Annotated in this window: 14 protein-coding genes and 1 pseudogene; 8 read left to right on the forward strand and 7 right to left on the reverse strand. The window is 71.2% G+C overall.

The window, feature by feature from the left end:
• Positions 1-112 precede the first annotated feature (112 nt).
• Together EDD92_RS12350 and EDD92_RS12355 are read right to left on the reverse strand one after the other, a co-directional pair.
• Positions 113-903, reverse strand: a pseudogene (locus EDD92_RS12350) (MBL fold metallo-hydrolase).
• Positions 904-1,114: 211 nt separating this feature from the next.
• Positions 1,115-1,708 carry a TIGR03086 family metal-binding protein gene (locus EDD92_RS12355; protein ID WP_123964342.1) on the reverse strand — a complete coding sequence of 198 codons (594 nt, stop codon included), beginning with the start codon at positions 1,706-1,708 and terminating at the stop codon, positions 1,115-1,117.
• Positions 1,709-1,863: 155 nt separating this feature from the next.
• On the opposite strand from EDD92_RS12355, the gene EDD92_RS12360 reads away from it, so the two are divergent.
• Positions 1,864-3,099, forward strand: coding sequence for an MFS transporter (locus EDD92_RS12360; RefSeq protein ID WP_123964343.1), 1,236 nt, complete (start codon positions 1,864-1,866; stop codon positions 3,097-3,099).
• Between the two features lie 891 nt (positions 3,100-3,990).
• On the opposite strand, the gene EDD92_RS12365 is transcribed toward EDD92_RS12360, so the two are convergent.
• Positions 3,991-5,154, reverse strand: a complete 1,164-nt coding sequence (locus tag EDD92_RS12365) for a hypothetical protein (protein WP_123964344.1) — start codon at positions 5,152-5,154, stop codon at positions 3,991-3,993.
• 13 nt (positions 5,155-5,167) lie between these two features.
• A complete protein-coding gene (locus EDD92_RS12370; RefSeq protein WP_123964345.1) occupies positions 5,168-6,109 on the reverse strand; it encodes a 5-dehydro-4-deoxyglucarate dehydratase in 942 nt (313 codons plus the stop codon).
• Positions 6,110-6,340: 231 nt separating this feature from the next.
• Here EDD92_RS12370 and EDD92_RS12375 point away from each other — a divergent pair, with 231 nt between their 5' ends.
• The 7 genes from EDD92_RS12375 to EDD92_RS12405 all read left to right on the forward strand — a co-directional run bounded on the left by EDD92_RS12375 (position 6,341) and on the right by EDD92_RS12405 (position 14,019).
• Positions 6,341-7,150, forward strand: a complete 810-nt coding sequence (locus EDD92_RS12375; RefSeq protein ID WP_123964346.1) for an NAD(P)-dependent oxidoreductase — start codon at positions 6,341-6,343, stop codon at positions 7,148-7,150.
• Between the two features lie 352 nt (positions 7,151-7,502).
• Positions 7,503-8,282, forward strand: a complete 780-nt coding sequence (locus tag EDD92_RS12380; protein WP_123964347.1) for a DeoR/GlpR family DNA-binding transcription regulator — start codon at positions 7,503-7,505, stop codon at positions 8,280-8,282.
• Between the two features lie 110 nt (positions 8,283-8,392).
• Positions 8,393-9,766 (forward strand): sugar ABC transporter substrate-binding protein, encoded by a 1,374-nt coding sequence (locus EDD92_RS12385; RefSeq protein ID WP_123964348.1) that lies wholly within the window; start codon positions 8,393-8,395, stop codon positions 9,764-9,766.
• Complete coding sequence (locus EDD92_RS12390; RefSeq protein ID WP_030933482.1) at positions 9,763-10,701, forward strand: carbohydrate ABC transporter permease; 939 nt, start codon at positions 9,763-9,765, stop codon at positions 10,699-10,701. The genes EDD92_RS12385 and EDD92_RS12390 overlap by 4 nt, the downstream gene beginning before the upstream one ends.
• Complete coding sequence (locus EDD92_RS12395) at positions 10,698-11,546, forward strand: carbohydrate ABC transporter permease (protein ID WP_123964349.1); 849 nt, start codon at positions 10,698-10,700, stop codon at positions 11,544-11,546. Before EDD92_RS12390 ends, EDD92_RS12395 begins: the two co-directional genes overlap by 4 nt.
• Positions 11,543-12,532 carry a zinc-dependent alcohol dehydrogenase family protein gene (locus EDD92_RS12400; protein WP_123964350.1) on the forward strand — a complete coding sequence of 330 codons (990 nt, stop codon included), beginning with the start codon at positions 11,543-11,545 and terminating at the stop codon, positions 12,530-12,532. The genes EDD92_RS12395 and EDD92_RS12400 overlap by 4 nt, the downstream gene beginning before the upstream one ends.
• Before the next feature lie 269 nt (positions 12,533-12,801).
• On the forward strand, positions 12,802-14,019 hold the full coding sequence (locus EDD92_RS12405) for a TerD family protein (protein ID WP_123970368.1): 1,218 nt from the start codon (positions 12,802-12,804) through the stop codon (positions 14,017-14,019).
• A 216-nt stretch (positions 14,020-14,235) separates the two neighbouring features.
• Here EDD92_RS12405 and EDD92_RS12410 read toward each other — a convergent pair whose 3' ends face one another.
• The 3 genes from EDD92_RS12410 to EDD92_RS12420 form a co-directional block, all read right to left on the reverse strand.
• On the reverse strand, positions 14,236-15,252 hold the full coding sequence (locus EDD92_RS12410) for a 1-aminocyclopropane-1-carboxylate deaminase (RefSeq protein ID WP_123964351.1): 1,017 nt from the start codon (positions 15,250-15,252) through the stop codon (positions 14,236-14,238).
• A 20-nt stretch (positions 15,253-15,272) separates the two neighbouring features.
• On the reverse strand, positions 15,273-15,920 hold the full coding sequence (locus EDD92_RS12415) for a GntR family transcriptional regulator (RefSeq protein WP_123964352.1): 648 nt from the start codon (positions 15,918-15,920) through the stop codon (positions 15,273-15,275).
• An 86-nt stretch (positions 15,921-16,006) separates the two neighbouring features.
• The gene (locus EDD92_RS12420) at positions 16,007-17,587 is read right to left on the reverse strand and encodes a TROVE domain-containing protein (protein ID WP_123964353.1); all 1,581 of its coding nucleotides are present in this window, start codon (positions 17,585-17,587) and stop codon (positions 16,007-16,009) included.
• Positions 17,588-17,704: the final 117 nt, after the last annotated feature.

Genomic DNA, 17,704 nt, shown 5'->3' on the forward strand with positions numbered 1-17,704 from the left:
CGTATCGCGTCTCATATATGACGTACGAAGTACGACGCGTTGAAGGTAGGAGGGGGCGCATGTTTCGTCAATGCTTCTGACAAAGGGAGTTGAGGTTGCGACGGTCGGCGGCTCAGACGGTCGCGGTGTCGCCCTCGCGGGCCGTGGCGGTGCGGCCGCCGAAGGCCGCGGCGGCCCGTTTCGTCGCCGACTCGCTGGTGAGCGTGGGTCCGACGTGGGTGACGAGCAGCCGGCTCACGGCGGCCGCGCGGGCCGTGTCGCCGGCATCCTCAGGGGTCAGGTGCACCTGTTCGCCTTCGTGACGGGCGTCGATGTCGGCCTCGCACAGGAACAGGTCGGCGTCGGCGGCGAGTTGGCCAAGCGCGTCGCACGGCCCGCTGTCCCCGGAGTACGCGAGCACCCGCCCCTCGCACTCGGCCCGCAGCCCGTACGCCTCGACGTCGTGGACGACGGCGCGGGAGGTGAGGTGCAGGTCGCCGTACCGGGCGATGTGGCCGTCATGCAGGGGACGGAAGTCGAGGATGCCGCTCAGGAAACCGGTGTCGGACTGTCCGAAGAACCCGGCCAGGCGCTGGGCGCAGTCGCCGGGTGCGTACACCGGGACGGGCGCGGGCGGGGTGAGTCCCCCGTACGCCAGTCCGTACACCGCGGACAGCAGGTCGGCGATGGGGGCACCGCCCGGTCGAGCGAAGTTCGAGACTGGGGGAGGTCTGCGTGCAGGTGCGAGATCCAGATGGCGCTCAGCCGCGCCGGGTCCGTGTGCCGCTGCAATTCCGCGAAGGTGCCGGGGCCGGCGTCCACCCACACCTCGGCACCCCCGCCGCGCAGGAGATACCCGGAGCAGGGGCGGCCGGGCTGCGGGTGCGGGGAGGCGGTGCCGAGGACGGTGAGGGTGAGGGGCATGCGGGGAGCGTACGGTCCCGCCCGTACGCCACGCCCCTCGTTCACGGGACGCCCACCCGGTTCGCGCCGACGCGGGTGCCGGTCGCCTGGATCCGTGTCCGGGCCCGGCGGCGCGACGACCGAATCCGCGGTCGGCTCGCTGCCCGCGCCCGCGTACGCCCGGCCGGCGCACCTGCGGCCGACCCGGTGACGGACGCCATCGCCCCGCCGGTCACGGCGTGCGTGCCCACCCCGGGTCCCGCCCGCTGAGCCCCACCGCCCGGTCGAGCAGCGGAGCCCGGGGCGGTACGGGCACCACGGGCCCGAAGATGCCGCCGCCCCGGCTCGGGTCGTTGGCCGCAGCCAGCAGGAAGTCGTGGGAGGCCTGGAGTGCGGCCGGGTCGGGGGTGTAGTCCTGGCCGGTGGCGCGGGCCAGGTCCCAGCCGTGGATCACGAGCTCGTCGACGGCGACGACGGCGGCGACCTCGCCGGGCAGGTCGACACCGCCGGCCCTGGTCATGCCGGTCCAGGCGGCCGGGTCGCGCCAGGACTCGGCCAGTTCGTCGAGGACCTTGGGCAGGGCCTCGCGCCAGTCGGGGTCGAGGTCCGGGGCGGCGGCGCCGGGGTTGGTGTCGGTCGTGACGCCCAGGTCCTTGCGGGCCGCGTCGCGGAAGGCGACGGACAGTCCGAGCAGATGGCCCAGCATGTTGCGCACCGCGCAGTCCGGGCAGGGTGTCGGGTCCGCCAGCTGCTCGTCGCTCACGCCCTCCGCGAGCCGCGCGATGACGCGGGTCTGGGGTCCGAGGTCGAGGGTCGGGTCACTCATGCACTGCTCCTCACAGTCGTGTCTCTTCGATGTAGACCGACCGCGCCTCCGAAACTCATCGCAGCCCGTTCTCCACCAGTACGGCTCGGCCGGGCTCGCTGATAGGGCACTTGCCTGATCCCCGGCCAGGGGCCTTAGACCCACGATGGCCAGGCATGACGACATCGACATGGGCAGTCGTGCGGGTTCTGCGGGACCGCAACGCGGGGCTGTATCTCGCCGGCGTGGTGATCTCCGGCTTCGGGACGTCGGCGCTGTGGCTGGCGTCCGGCGTGTGGGTCAAGGAGCTGACCGGCTCGGACGGACTGGCCGCGCTGTGCCTGCTCGCGATGTGGGCGCCCACGCTCGCCGGCCCTCTGCTCGGCACCCTCGCCGACCGGGTCCGCCGCAAACCCCTTCTCATCGGCGCGAACCTCCTGCTGGCCGCCCTCCTGCTCACCCTCTTCACCGTCGACTCCCCGAGCCGGCTGTGGCTGCTCTACACGGTCCTGTTCGTGTACGGCGCCGCGGGCGTCGTCCATGACGCGGCCGAGTCGGCCCTTGTCGCGGCCGCAGTCGACGGGTCGCTGCTGGGCGACTTCAACGGGCTGCGCATGACGGCGACCGAGGGCATGAAGCTGGTGGCCCCGCTCGCGGGTGCGGCCCTCTTCGCGGCGTACGGCGGCCCGAGCGTCGCCCTGTTGGATGCCGTCACGTTCGTGCTGGCCACCGGCGTGTACGCCCTGCTGCGCGTCCGCGAGGAAAGGCCGCAGCAGCCCACGAGCGGCCGACGTGCACGGACGGCGGAGGGCATCGGGTACCTGTGGACGCACGCCCGCCTGCGCCCCTTGGTCCTGGCGGGCGGCACCACGATGTTCTGCGCAGGGCTGTCCGGGGCGCTGCTCTACGCCGTCATCGACGGCCTCGGGCACTCCCCCGCCTACGCCGGTGTCCTGTACGCCGTCCAGGGCCTCGGTTCGGTCGCGATCGGTCTGGCCTCCGGCCCGGCCCTGCGCCGCCTGGGCGGACACCGCTTCGCGGCCTGCGGAATCGCCCTCACGGGCGTCGCGGTCGCCGCGCGAGCCGTCCCCTCGGACCCAGTGGCCCTGGTGTGCAGCGCGGCGATCGGGGCCGGGCTGCCCTGCGTCCTGATCACCGCACTGACCGCCGTACAGCGCGAGACGCCGGACGCCCTGCTGGGCCGTACGGCCGCCACGGCCAACACACTGCTCTTCGCACCGAACGTGCTCGGGCTGGCCGCGGGGGCGGCCCTGGTCGAACTCACCGGCTACCGCCCCCTGCTGCTCACCCTCGGCGCAGTCCTGCTGACCACGACCGCCCGGCTCCTCCAGAGCCCGGCGAGCACCGAACGCACCGCCTCCAAGTCCCGGTCCGACACCAACCCCACGTAACACAACCGCAGTTCACCCGCCCCCCACCGGTGTGCCCGCTCCCGCGAGTCCGGGCTACCACCCATCCCCGGCGAACGGCGCCACCTGGCCCAGCCCAGCCGGACACCGCCGCCCAGCCCCCTCAAAGCCCGGCGAGCACCGAACGCACCGCCTCCAAGTCCCGGTCCGACACCAACCCCACGTAACACAACCGCAGTTCACCCGCCCCCCACCGGCGCGCCCGCTCCCGCGGCCAGCGAGTCCAGGCTGCCCCCATCCCCGGCGAACGATGCCAGCAGCCTCTTGCCGCAGCCGGACACCTCCGCCCAGCCCCCTCAAAGCCCGGCGAGTACCGAACGCACCGCCTCCAAGTCCCGGTCCGACACCAACCCCACGTGACACAACCGCAGTTCACCCGCCCCCACCGGCGCGCCCGCTCCCGCGGCCAGCGAGTCCAGGCTGCCCCCATCCCCGGCGAACGATGCCAGCAGCCTCTTGCCGCAGCCGGACACCTCCGCCCAGCCCCCTCAAAGCCCGGCGAGTACCGAACGCACCGCCTCCAAGTCCCGGTCCGACACCAACCCCACGTGACACAACCGCAGTTCACCCGCCCCCACCGGCGCGCCCGCTCCCGCGGCCAGCGAGTCCAGGCTGCCCCCCATCCCCGGCGAACGATGCCAGCAGCCCCTTGCCGCAGCCGGACACCTCCGCCCAGCCCCCTCAAAGCCCGGCAAGCGCCCAACGCACTGCCTCCAGGTCCTGACGCCAACCCGGCGTTACGCCACCGCAGTTCACCCGCCCCCGCCGCCCTGCCTGCACCCGCGGCCGGCGAGTCCAGGCTGCCCCCCATCCCCGGCGAACGGCGCCAGAAGCCCCCTGCCGCAGCCCCGCGGCCACCGCCGCCCAGCCCCCTCAAAGCCCGGCAAGCGCCGAACGCACCGCCTCCAGGTCCCCGTCCGACGCCAACCCGGCGTGATACAACCGCAGTTCGGTTGCTCCCCGCCGACCTGCCTGCGCGGCGTCCGCGGACAGCGCGTCCGGGCTGCCGCCCATTCCCGCGACCACGGGGAAGTTGGCGGCGATGACCGCGCCTTCCCGGCCCTGCTCGGCGAAGGGTGTCAGCAGGTCCGTACCGCCTGCGCACGGTACGACCACGCCGTCCGCGACGGACAGGATGTGGGCGGGGTCCACGCCCGGGTTGGCGCCGACGTGGTACGTCACGGGGTCGGCGTGCAGCAGGATCTGGAAGCCGTCGGGGGCCGCCGCGCGCACCGCCCGGACCGCGGTCTCCTGGAGCGTGCGGGCGGTGTCGTCGCGCCACGCGCGCGTGGCGGCCGCCTTCGCCTCCCCGAGCAGCTTCTCGACCCCCGCCCAGCCTCCGTCGTCGGGTGCACCCTGCCACAGCGGCTCCAGCGCTTCGCGTACGGCAGCCGCCAACTCGTCGGCGTCCAAGCCCTGATCGCCGTATCCGGCCCGGCACGCGGGGCAGAAGCAGAGGGCCATCAGGTACATTCCGGCGTCGCCGAGACCTACCCCGCCGGTCTTGTCGTGGGCGTGCAGATGCTGCAGCCCGTACCAGCCCAGCGACTCCAGCTCGGTGCCGCGCGCTCCCGGCCGTACGGCCGCCTCGACGGCCAGGTCGACGAGGTACGCGCGCGTGGCGGGCTGCGCGATGCACGGGGCCCAGGGGTAACGGTCGCCGTAGGCGTTGACGACGGAGGTGCCCGGATGCTCGGCGCCCAGGCGGGAGTTGTGCGCGAGGACGACCCAGGTGTGCACCTCCAGGCCGGCGTCCGTGAGAGCCGCGGCCGCCTCGCCGTAGGCGTCTCCGGGCGCCCAGTCCCCCGCCGCGTACGGCCGCAGCGCACGTCCTTCCCAGCGGCCGTCGGTGGGATACAGCACGGCCGCGTGCTCGGCGGTGACGATGCGGTGGCGCGGGTGGCGGGGCGTGAGCGCACGCGTGGAGTGGTACGCGGAGGCGAGCGTCACCTGCTGCACACCGAGCGCGGCGATGCGGCCCGCGGCCTCCGGGTCCCCGTTGACGTCCCAGGGGTAGACGAAAGTCGACGCCTTCACTTGCTCTCCGCCTTCACTTGTTCTCTTCCAACAGGGCATACCCACGCTCGATCAGCTCGGCGAGCTGCTTGACATGATCCTCGGTGGGCTCGTGCAGCGGCGGCCGGACCTCCCCGACGTCGAGCCCGCGCAGCCGTACGCCCGCCTTGACCAGGGCGACGGCGTAACCGCGCCCCTGTGCGCGCAGCTCGACGAACGGCCGGTAGAAGCCGTCGAGGAGGCGGTGGGCGGTGGCGATGTCGCCGGCCTCCAGCGCCCGGTGGAAGGCGAGCGCGATCTCCGGGGCGAAGCAGAAGACGGCGGAGGAGTAGAGCGGGACGCCGATGGCTCGGTAGGCGAGCTGGGTCTGTTCGGCGGTCGGCAGGCCGTTGAAGTAGAGGAAGTCGCCGGGGACCTCGGTGCGGACGGCGCTGACGATGCGCTGCATGAGGTCGAGGTCGCCGAGGCCGTCCTTGAAGCCGATGACGCCGTCCGTGCGGGCCAGTTCGACGACGGACTCCGGGGTGAACACGGCGTTGTCACGCTGGTAGACGATCATGGGCAGCGCGGTCGCGGCGGCCACCTCCCGGTAGTGCCGCAGCAACCCCTCCTGACCGGCGAGAACGAGGTACGGCGGCATGGCGAGCAGCCCGTCCGCCCCGGCGGTCTCGGCCACGCGCGCGTACCGGACGGCCAGCGCGGTGCCGTACCCGGCGCCGGCCACCACCGGCACCCGCCCGTCCGCCGCCTCCACCGCCACCCGCACGCACGCCTCGAACTCCTCGGGCGTGAGCGCATGGAACTCGCCGGTGCCGCAGCACGCGAAGACCGCGGCGGCCCCGGCCTCGACCCCGCGGCGCACATGGGCGCGGTACACGTCGAGGTCGACCGAGCCGTCGGGGCCGTAGGCGGTGACCGGGAAGAACAGCGGCCCGCTGGGGATGCTGAGTCGAGCGGCGAGAGGGACTGGCGTCACGGGCACTCCCGATTCCGATGTTGATTCCACGTTCATGATCTGTGTCTACATTTCTGAACGCCACCACGCTAAGGTGCCCCTTTGCGGCCGGTCAAGCGCGCCCACCGGCATCACATCAGCGGATTTCCGCATTTCGCAGAGCACTTGACGGGGTACGGCGCGGCTCCCTAGCGTGTCCATGGATGTGAATAACGTGCACGCATGCGCCTGCCAACCGAAGGAGAAGCGAGGATGCCAGCCCCCCGCACCGTTCTGCTCACCGGCGCCGCCGGCGGGCTCGGCACCCTGATGCGGAACCTGCTGCCGGCCTTCGGCTACGAGCTGCGCCTCCTCGACGTACGCCCGATCGAGGGCGACCCGGACGCCGTCACCGCGGATCTCGCCGACAAGAAGGCCCTGCGCGAGGCCGTGCGGGGCGTCGACGCGATCATCCACCTGGCCGGCATCTCCCTGGAAGCCCCGTTCGAGAAGATCCTCTCGGCGAACATCGAGGGCACGTACAACCTGTACGAGGCCGCGCGGGAGGAGGGCGTGGGCCGTATCGTCTTCGCCTCCTCCAACCACGCCGTCGGCTTCACCCCGCGCCCGCTGGCAGACGACCCGCTGATCCCCATCGACACCCCGCGCCGCCCGGACACCTTCTACGGCCTGTCCAAGTCCTTCGGCGAGGACCTCGCACAGCTCTACTGGGACAAGCACGGTCTGGAGACGGTGTCGGTACGCATCGGCTCCTGCTTCCCCGAGCCCACCAGCGTGCGCATGCTGTCCATCTGGATGAGTCCGGCCGACGGCGCCCGCCTCTTCCACGCGGCCCTGACCGCCGAGAACGTCGGCCACACCGTCGTCTACGGCTCCTCCGCCAACACGCGCCTTTGGTGGGACCTGTCCACGGCACGGGCGCTCGGCTACGAGCCGCAGGACGACTCCGAGCCGTACGCGGAAAAGCTGATCGCCGCCCAGGGCGACCTGGACCCCGACAACATCGCCCACGCCTACCTGGGCGGCCACTTCGTGAGCGACCCGCCGATCTGGCCGTACTGACGCGCCCCGAAGGGGCGCGGGGCTGCATCCATATGCGGCTCCGCCGCGTGGGCGCGACCAGCCACGACGGCGCGTCAGAAGAACATCGCCCCAACGCGCGCCCTCCCAGCGGAGCGCCCGGGCACGGAACGGGCCCGCCCGCCCCCGCATTCGGGCACCGCACCTGCCCGATCTCACGCCCCCACTCACAGCCACGCAGGTCCGAGGCGGGCACTCCGCTCTGCAAACGGGCACACACGGGCAGCATCGGCCCTGCAACAGGCCTGGTCAGTGCCGCACACCGAGGGTAGAACTTGCTGCGTGGGCCCCACCGGGCCCGAACGGGCAGCAGGCACGGGAGCAGGTGACGGCGATGACGGCGAACACTGCGAAGACCGCAGAAGAGCGCCAGCGGGAGATCGTGCGGGCCGCGCGCGCCACCGGCTCGGTCGACGTCACCGCGCTCGCCGCCGCACTGGGCGTGGCCAAGGAGACCGTACGACGGGATCTGCGCGCCCTGGAGGACCACGGCCTGATCCGCCGCACCCACGGCGGCGCCTACCCCGTGGAGAGCGCCGGCTTCGAGACGACGCTCGAGTTCCGCGCCACCAGCCACGTACCCGAGAAGCGCCGGATCGCGGCCGCCGCGGCCGAGCTGCTGGGGGACGCCGAGACGGTCTTCGTCGACGAGGGCTTCACCCCACAGCTCATCGCCGAGGCACTGCCCAGGGACCGGCCGCTGACCGTGGTCACCGCATCCCTGCCGGTCGCGGGCACCCTTGCCGAGGCCGACGGCATCTCCGTCCTGCTGCTCGGCGGCCGGGTCCGCTCCGGCACGCTGGCCACCGTCGACCACTGGACGACGAAGATGCTGGCCGGGTTCGTCATCGACCTCGCCTTCATCGGCGCCAACGGCATCTCCCGCGAGCACGGCCTGACCACCCCCGACCCCGCGGTCAGCGAGGTCAAGGCGCAGGCCATCAGGGCCGCCCGCCGCACGGTGTTCGCGGGCGTGCACACCAAGTTCGGGGCGGTCAGCTTCTGCCGGTTCGCGGAGATCGGCGCACTGGAGACGATCGTGACGAGCACCCTGCTCCCCTCGGCCGAGGCCCACCGCTACTCGCTTCTGGGCCCACAGGTCATCCGCGTCTAGAGAACCCGTTCGCGCCCGCATCTGCGCGTCTGAAAACCCAACTCACCCTCCCCAGGGCACTCCTGCGCCCACAACTGCCCCTTATCTCCCCATATGTTCAGGAGCGATCCATGCGCACCCAGAGCCGACGACGGCCACCGCGAGCCACGCTCGCCATGGCCGCCGCAGGGACGCTGCTCGCCCCGCTGCTCTCCGGCTGTTGGGTCGGGGCGGGCGGGTCCGGTTCCGGCGGCGACTCCGTCAACGTCCTGATGGTCAACAACCCGCAGATGGTGGAGCTGCAGAAACTCACCGCCGCGCACTTCACCAAGGAGACCGGCATCAAGGTGAACTTCACCGTCCTGCCGGAGAACGACGTCCGCGACAAGATCAGCCAGGACTTCGCCAACCAGGCGGGCCAGTACGACGTGGCGACGCTCAGCAACTACGAGATCCCGATCTATGCCAAGAACAGCTGGCTGCACGAGATGAACTCGTACGTCACCAAGGACCCGGGCTACGACGAGCAGGACGTCCTGAAGCCGATGCGCCAGTCGCTGACCGCCGACGACGGAAAGCTCTACGGCCAGCCCTTCTACGGCGAGTCGTCCTTCCTGATGTACCGCAAGGACATCTTCGCCGAGAAGGGCCTGACGATGCCGGCCCACCCCACCTGGGACCAAGTGGCGAAGCTCGCCGCCGAGGTCGACGGGGCGAAGTCCGGGATGCGCGGCATCTGTCTGCGCGGCCTGCCCGGCTGGGGCGAGGTCATGGCACCGCTCACCACCGTCGTGAACACCTTCGGCGGCACCTGGTTCGACAAGAACTGGAAGGCCGAACTCGACTCCCCCGCCTTCGAGAAGGCGACGAAGTTCTATGTCGACCTCGTGCGCAAGCACGGTGAGTCCGGCGCCGCCCAGTCCGGCTTCGCCGAGTGCCTCAACAACATGACCCAGGGCAAGGTCGCCATGTGGTACGACGCCACGTCCGCCGCCGGCTCCCTGGAGGCCAAGGGCTCCCCCGTCAAGGGCAAGCTTGGCTACGCCCCCGCGCCCGTCGAGAAGACCGACTCCTCCGGCTGGCTCTACACCTGGGCCTGGGGCATCCAGAAGGCCTCCCGCAACCCCGACAAGGCCTGGAAGTTCGTGTCCTGGGCGTCCAGCAAGCAGTACGAGCAGCTGGTCGGCGACACCAGCGGCTGGTCCAACGTCCCCGCCGGCAAGCGTGCGTCGACGTACACCAACGCCGACTACCGCAAGGAGGCAGGCGCCTTCCAGGAGATGACCAGGGAGGCCATCGAGGGCGCCAAGCCCAACAACCCGGGGGTGCAGCCGCGCCCCGCGCCCGGCATCCAGTTCGTCGGCATCCCCGAGTTCACCGATCTCGGCACCAAGGTCTCCCAGGAGATCAGCGCGGCGATCGCCGGACGTCAGTCCGTCGACTCGGCGCTGAAGAAGTCCCAGCAGCTCGCCGAGAAGATCTCGAAGGAGTACGAGGGACGATGAGCGCCACGACAACCGCCCCCATCACCGCAACTCCCGTACGCATGACACGCCGGCCCTCCGCCCGGCTGCGCGCCTGGTCCACCCGGGCCCCGCTGCTGCCCGCCCTGGTCTTCATGATCGTGGTGACCCAGCTGCCGTTCGTGGCCACCCTGGTGATCTCGTTCTTCGACTGGAACGCCCTCTACCCCAAGGCCCGCCACTTCACCGGTTTCGACAACTACCAGGAAGTGCTGACCGACGCCGACCTGCGCCACTCGGTGTGGACGACGATCCTGCTGACGGTGACGGTCGTCCTGGTCAGCCTGGTCCTGGGCTTGGTCCTTGCGCTGCTCCTCGACCGGAGGTTCCGGGGCCGAGGAGTGGTCCGCACCCTGCTGATCGCGCCTTTCCTGGTGGTCCCGGTAGCAGCGGCCCTCCTGTGGAAGCACGTCCTCTACAACCCCGAATACGGCCTGCTCAACGGCCTGTTGCACTACGTGGGCGGCCCGCAGCCGGACTGGATCTCCAACACTCCGCTGCTCGCGGTCGAGGCCTCCCTGATCTGGCAGTGGACGCCGTTCATGATGCTGATCCTGCTGGCCGGCCTGCAGAGCCGCGACAGCCAGCAACTCGAAGCCGCACGGGTGGACGGCGCGAACGACTGGCAGATCTTCCGCCACCTGACGCTCCCGCACCTGCGCAGGTATCTGGAGCTGGGCGCCCTGCTCGGCTCGATCTACATCGTCCAGAACTTCGACGCCGTCTTCACCATCACCTCCGGCGGCCTGGGCACCGCCAACCTCCCCTACACCGTCTACCAGAGCTTCTACCAGGCCCACGAGAACGGCCTCGCCTCGGCCGCGGGCGTCCTGGTGGTCATCGGCTCGATCATCATCGCGACCTTCGCCCTGCGCGTGGTGTCGTCCCTGTTCCGCGAGGAGGTGTCCCGCGCATGAGCACGGTCGCCGTACGAACGAGCCCCCGCCGCAAGGGAGTCGGCCTGGGCCTGGTGGCCTGGCTGCTCGGCGTCGTCTTCTTCCTGCCCATCGCCTGGATGGCGCTGACGTCCTTCCACTCGGAGTCGGACGCGGCGACCAACCCGCCGTCCTTCGACGCCGCCCTCACCCTCGACGGCTACCGCGAGTTCTTCGGCACGGGCGGCGGCGCGAGCCCCTGGCCGGCGCTGGTCAACTCCGCGGTGGCATCGGTGGGTTCGACGGTCCTGGTCCTGCTGCTGGCCCTCCCGGCGGCATACGCCCTCTCCATCCGCCCGGTGAAGAAGTGGACGGACGTCCTGTTCTTCTTCCTGTCCACGAAGATGCTGCCGATCGTGGCGGGCCTGCTCCCGATCTATCTGTTCGCCAAGAACACCGAAATGCTGGACAACATCTGGCTGCTGGTCGTCCTCTACACCTCCATGAACCTGCCGATCGCGGTGTGGATGATGCAGTCGTTCCTCGCCGAGGTGCCGGTGGCGGTGATCGAGGCGGCGCAGATCGACGGCGCCCGGCTGCCGACGATCCTCGCGCGCGTGGTGGCCCCCATCGCCCTGCCGGGCATCGCCGCAACGGCCCTGATCTGCTTCATCTTCAGCTGGAACGAACTTCTCTTCGCCCGAGTCCTGACCGGCGTGGTGGCCGAAACGGCGCCCGTCTTCCTGACCGGCTTCATCACCAGCCAGGGCCTGTTCCTGGCGAAGGTGTGCGCCGCGTCGCTCGTTGTCTCCCTGCCGGTGCTCGCCGCGGGGTTCGCCGCCCAGGACAAGCTGGTCCAGGGCCTGTCACTGGGAGCCGTCAAATGAAGGCCGCCGTCATCGAGTCCGTGGGCCGCGCCGTCGTCACCGAGGTCCCCGACCCGACGCCAGGGCCGCGCGAGGTCGTCGTCGAGGTCGCCGCCTGCGGCCTGTGCGGTACGGACCTGCACATCCTCCAGGGCGAATTCGCACCCAAGCTGCCGATCGTGCCCGGACACGAGTTCGCGGGCCGGGTCGTCGGGGTGGGCACCCAGGTCACGGAGGTCGCGGTCGGCGACCGGGTGGCGGTCGACCCGTCCCTCTACTGCTACGAGTGCCGCTACTGCCGTACCGGCCACAACAACCTCTGCGAACGCTGGGCCGCGATCGGCGTCACGACGGCCGGCGGCGCGGCGCAGTTCGCGGTGGCGCCGGTGGCGAACTGCGTGAAACTGCCCGAGCACGTACGCACGGAGGACGCGGCCCTGGTGGAGCCTCTTTCCTGTGCCGTGCGCGGCTACGACGTACTGCAGTCACGCCTGGGCGCACACGTCCTGATCTACGGCTCGGGGACGATGGGCCTGATGATGCTGGAGCTCGCCAAGCGCACGGGGGCGGCGAGCGTGGACGTGGTCGACCTCAACGCGGCGCGGCTGGAGACGGCGGTACGGCTGGGGGTTTCGGGGTCGGCTTCGAACGCGGACGAGCTGGAGCGGCCACAGGGGTGGGACGTCGTGGTCGACGCCACCGGCAACGCGGCCGCGATCCAGGACGGGCTGGGGCGGGTCGCGAAGGCGGGGACGTTCCTGCAGTTCGGCGTCGCGGACTACGCCACGCGCGTGACGATCGACCCGTACCGCATCTACAACCAGGAGATCACGATCACCGGTTCGATGGCGGTCCTGCACAGCTTCGAGCGGGCGGCGGAGTTGTTCGCGAACGGCGTGCTCGACCCGGAGATCTTCATCAGCGACCGGATTCCGCTGGAGCGGTATCCGGAGGCGCTGGAGCAGTTCGCGGCGGGGGTGGGCCGCAAGATCGTGGTGGTGCCGTAGGCCCGCCGCCCCTACCCGTCCCGAACCGGGGGCCAGCCCCCGGACCCCCGCTCCTCAAACGCCGGAGGGGCTGGATTCGGCTCAGCCAATCTCAGCCCGTCCGGCGTTTGAGGACGAGGCCGTTCAGGCCGAAAGCGGGGGTCTGGGGGCGGCAGCCCCCAGGGACGGGAGTGGGAAGGGACGGCGGGGACGAAAGAAAAGGCCGGCCAATTGGGCGGAGGGTAAGGGAACGGTAAAGCGCCCCCGCTCGTTCACCCGGCATGACAGCTATGACCCCCGGCTCGAACATCCCACTCTCCACCGCCCGCGTGACGGTGGACGTCGCCGCCCCCGTACGGCTCGACGTATCGGGCCTGCTGCTCACCGGCGACGGCAAGGTGCGCTCCGACGACGACTTCATCTTCTACAACCAGCCGGTCGGCCCGGGCGTGACGTACCGGTCGGGCGGGGGCACGGCGCCCGACGCGATCGTTGTCGACACCGCCGCCGTCCCCCCGGGCATCGAGAAGATCGTGGTCACCGCGAGCGCGGACGCCCAGGGCCAGACCTTCCAGGGCATCGAACCGACGGCCACGATCCGAGGCGCGGACGACAACACCGTCCTGGCCACGTTCACACCCCCGCAGCTCGGTACGGAGACGGCACTGGTGGTCGTGGAGATCTATCTGCGCAACGGCCAGTGGAAGGCCCGCGCGGTCGGCCAGGGCTACGCCAACGGCCTGGCGGGCATCGCCACCGACTTCGGCGTCACCGTGGAGGAGCCGGCCGCGGCCGCCCCGCCCCAGCCGGTCGCCCCGACGCCCACGATGCAGCCCCCCGTGACCCCGCCGGCCCCGCCTCTGTCCACCACCCCTCCGCCTCCCCCGGCCACGCCCGCCCCCGCGGCAGGCCCTCCCGCCCCGGGCACCGGAAAGATCAACCTCGACAAGGGCCGGGTCAACCTCCAGAAGAACCAGACGGTCTCCCTCGTCAAGGGCGGCCGCCCGCTGCTCTCCCAGGTCAAGATGGGCCTCGGCTGGGAGCCCGCCTACGGCGGCAAGGACATCGACCTGGATGCGTCGGTCATCGCCTTCGGCCCGCAACGCAACCACATCGACAGCTGCTACTTCGGCAAGCTGTCCATCCTGAACGGCGCGATCAAGCACTCCGGCGACAACCTCACGGGCGAGGGCGGAGGCGACGACGAGGTCATCGTGGTCGACCTCGGCCGCATCCCGCAGGACGCCACCGGCCTGGTCTTCACGGTCAACTCCTTCTCCGGCCAGAAGTTCACCGAGGTCGCCAAGGCCTACTGCCGCCTCCTGGACGCGGCCACCGGCGAGGAACTCGTCCGCTTCGACCTGACCAACGCCGAGCCGCAGACGGGCGTGATGATGGCGAAGCTGATCCGCCAGTTCTCCGGCGAGTGGGAAATGACGGCAATGGGTGAGTTCGTCAAGGCCCGCACGGTCCGAAACATGGTGAAGCCGGCCGCGCAGGCTCTCTAGCCACGTAGCTGCGGGCAATCGTGCCTCCCCCAGTGCCTTAAGGGCCTGGGGGACCCCAAGAGGCGCGGGTGGGCGCACCGGCGCCCTGCCCCGCCGAGTTGCGCGCCTGCTGCCTGACCGGCCCGCTCGGCCCGCTGCTGCTGATGGGCATCGGTGTCGCCCTGAGCTTCGTGCGGCTCAACACCCGGCACGGCATGAAGCCACCCGGAACCGCGCCTAGAACAGTGCGCTGTAGGCGTTGAGCGCGGGCTGCCCGCCCAAGTGGGCGTAGAGCACGGTCGAGTCCCGGCCGATCTCCCCGCGCTCGACCAGGTCCACCATCCCGGCCATCGACTTCCCCTCGTACACGGGGTCGGTGACCATCCCCTCGGTGCGGGCCGCGAGCCGCATCGCGGCCAGGGTGGTCTCGTCGGGGATGCCGTAGACCCCCGCGTGGTACCTCTCGTCCAGCTCGACGTCCTCCTCGGTCAACTCCTTCTTCACGCCGATGAGTTGCCCGGTGCTGTGGGCGATCCGCGCGATCTGCTCCCGGGTGGCGGTGGGCTTGGCCGAGGCGTCGATGCCGAGCACGCGGCGCGGCCGGCCGCCCGCCTCCTCCAGGGCGGCGAACCCGGCGACCATGCCGGCCTGGGTCGACCCGGTGACGGAACACACGACCACCGTGTCGAAGAAGACCCCCAACTCCCGCTCCTGCTCGGCGACTTCGTACGCCCATCCGGCGAAGCCGAGGCCGCCGAGCGGGTGGTCGGAGGCGCCGGCCGGAATGGCGTACGGTGTGCCGCCGGACTCCTCGACCTCCCTGAGCGCCTGCTCCCAGCTGTCCTTGAACCCGATGTCGAAGCCCGCCTTCACCAGCCGTACGTCCGCCCCCGCGAGCCGGCTGAGCAGGATGTTGCCGACCTTGTCGTACACGGAGTCCGGCCACTCCACCCAGCTCTCCTGCACCAGCACGCACTTGAGCCCGGCGCGGGCGGCGACGGCAGCGACCTGGCGGGTGTGGTTGGACTGCACGCCGCCGATCGACACGAGCGTGTCGCAGCCCTTGGCCAGCGCGTCGGCGACCAGGTACTCCAGCTTGCGGGTCTTGTTGCCGCCGTATGCGATACCGGAGTTGCAGTCCTCGCGCTTGGCCCAGAGCAAGGCGCCGCCGAGGTGGGCGGTCAGGCGCTCCAGCGGGTGCACCGGCGAAGGGCCGAAGAGCAGCGGGTAACGCTCGTACGAGGAAAGGGACATGGGTCCTCCCGGGGTCGGGATCAGTCGCCGTCGGCGAGGTCGTCGGCGAGGGTGCGCCAGATCTCCGCGGTGACGCGGACCGCCTCAGCCACGCTGCCGTCCGCGCAGGCATGGATCAGCTGCTCGTGCAGACCGGCCGAACGGCAGGTGCTCTCGCCGAAGCGGCGTCGCTCCAGGCGGCGGATGAGCGGGGTGTAGCGGGCGATGGTGGCGGCGGCGGCCTGGTTGCCGGCGACGCGGACGAGCACGTCGTGGAGTTCGTCGTCGGCGCGCAGGGCACCGTCGACGTCGCCCGAACCGACGGCCGCGGCGAACCGCTCGTTGGCCGCGCGCATCGCCTGGACGTCCGCGGCGAACAGCCGGGGCACGGCGATGCGCGTGGCCAGTTCGTGCATGGAGCCGACCACGGCGGCGGCGTCCCGCACCTCGGCGGTGACGACCGGGGTCACCCGCGTGTAGCTCTGCGGTTTGCTCTCCAGCAGCCCCTCGTCCACCAGCCGGGAGAAGGCCTGCCGTACCGGCGCCCGGGAGAGCCCGAGCCGCTCGGCGAGCTCGGCGTCCCGCACGACGGCGCCGGGTTCGAGCTCCCCGGCCACGATGGCGTCGCGGATGGATTCGTAGGCGCGGTCCCTGAGGAGGGTGCGCTCGACGGGTCGTATGGCCTCCATGAATTGAAATGTTAGATGTCAATCGGGCGCGCGGGCAAGGGTGTGGCCCGCACCCCCCGTGGAGGTGCGGGCCACGATCGTGCGGCTCAGGCCGCCCAGGGCCAGTCGGCGCTCTGTGCTGCCTCGAGCAACGGAACCATGCGGAAAGCCGCATCCGACAGGCCCCCGAAGGTGTGCCGGTTCGCCTTGCCCGACGGGCCGTGGCCCGCGCGGTACCCGGCGAGGTTCCAGGTGTAGACCGGCACGTGCGCCGGGACCTGCTCGGTCGGATCGCCGTGGCGGCTGTAGGTGTACTGCTCGTCGGTGACGATCAGCACCCGGTCCTGCCCCCGATAGTGCGCACGGACGGCGCTGGTGGTGTCGGTGCCGCCCAGGTCGCCGAAGCGGCCGAGGACCTTCAGCACAGACTCGCCGGCCTCGAACGACAGCCGCCGGCTCGTGGTGCCGAACTCGACGAGATCCGCGTCCTGCGCCCGCAGCGCGAGCGCCGTGCCGAAGATCGCCGCCGCGTCGGCCCGGTTGAGCTCCGAGCGGTCCGACAGCGGTGCCCACATCGAGCCGGAACGGTCGACGAGCACGAGCGTCCGTCCCGGCAGTGCGGGCACATTGGCCAGCGAGTGGCCGAGCGCCTGCTCCAGCGGGTACGACCAGCGCAGCGAGGGCGCGTGCTGGTACGCGGCGAGGTACCGGAAGGGGAACTGCCGCGAGCGCGCGACCTCGGCCGGGTCGCTGATGCGCGCGGCCACCTGGGCCGCCACCTTGTCGGACACGCCGGCCTGGTCGAAGTTCCGCAGGTTCCTCACGAGCGCCATCACCCCCATGGACGGGATCACGGCCTCCCAGGCCGCCTTGTCCATCGGGCCCTGGAGCCATCCGGCCAGCGCCTCCCAGGTCATCCCGGCCGCCGCGAGCCGCTCCGCTCCGCGGCGCGAGGTCACCACCGCGCGCCGCTCGGCCACCGGCAGCGCCATCAGCTCACGGTGCGCGGTCAGCACGCGGTTCGAGGCGGGCGGCACCGCGCTGTCCGGGTTGTGCCGGCGGTCGAGGGCGTACTGGAACAGCTCGCCCTGCCACGGCCTGTCCGGATCGGGCGCGGCGTGCACCAGGTTGAGGATGTCGCCGAAGCGGTAGCCCTTGGACGCGGTGTCGTACTTCAGCAGCGACTTGCCGCTGTAGAGGCGGCGGACGGCGTCGGCGATCCCGCGCTTGACGGGCTTGGGGACGCTGCGGCCGTACATCGTGGTCCAGTACGCGAGCAGTTCGCCGGGCTCGTCCGGGCGCTGCAGTACGGAGGCGACGACCTGGCGGTTCGACGGGCCGTCGGTGGCGCCCGCGTCGAGGCGCGCCTTCACGTACTCGGCGGCGCCGACGAGCGAGGCCGTACGGAGGTTGCCCTCCCCGCGCAGCCAGCCGAGCAGAGCGGCGGTCCAGGTGGGGTCCTCGACCGCCAGCTGCCGTACGAGTCGAGCGAAGCGGTCGTCGCGGGCGGCGCCGGACTCGTAAAAGGTCTGCTGCGACACGAAGTTGGCGACCGCGAGCAGAAAGAGCTCGGAGCGCGCGTCCCGCTCACGGCCGCGGCCGCCCTCGTACGAACGGAGCACTCGGCCCGTCGAGGTGATACGCGAAGTGGGCTGCGCCCGCGCCGCCTTGGTGTTGAATCGCGCCATGGTGAATTCCCCCGAATTCGCTTCCGTTTCGGAGGGAGGCGCAGCAGAAGGAAGGTGTCCGAGGTCGAATTCGGCTGCGGTGCTTGTCAACTGGCGCGTCTTCCGTTCCGCCACACC

The sequence above is a fragment of the Streptomyces sp. TLI_185 genome (genome assembly GCF_003814765.1).
Lineage (GTDB): Bacteria > Actinomycetota > Actinomycetes > Streptomycetales > Streptomycetaceae > Streptomyces.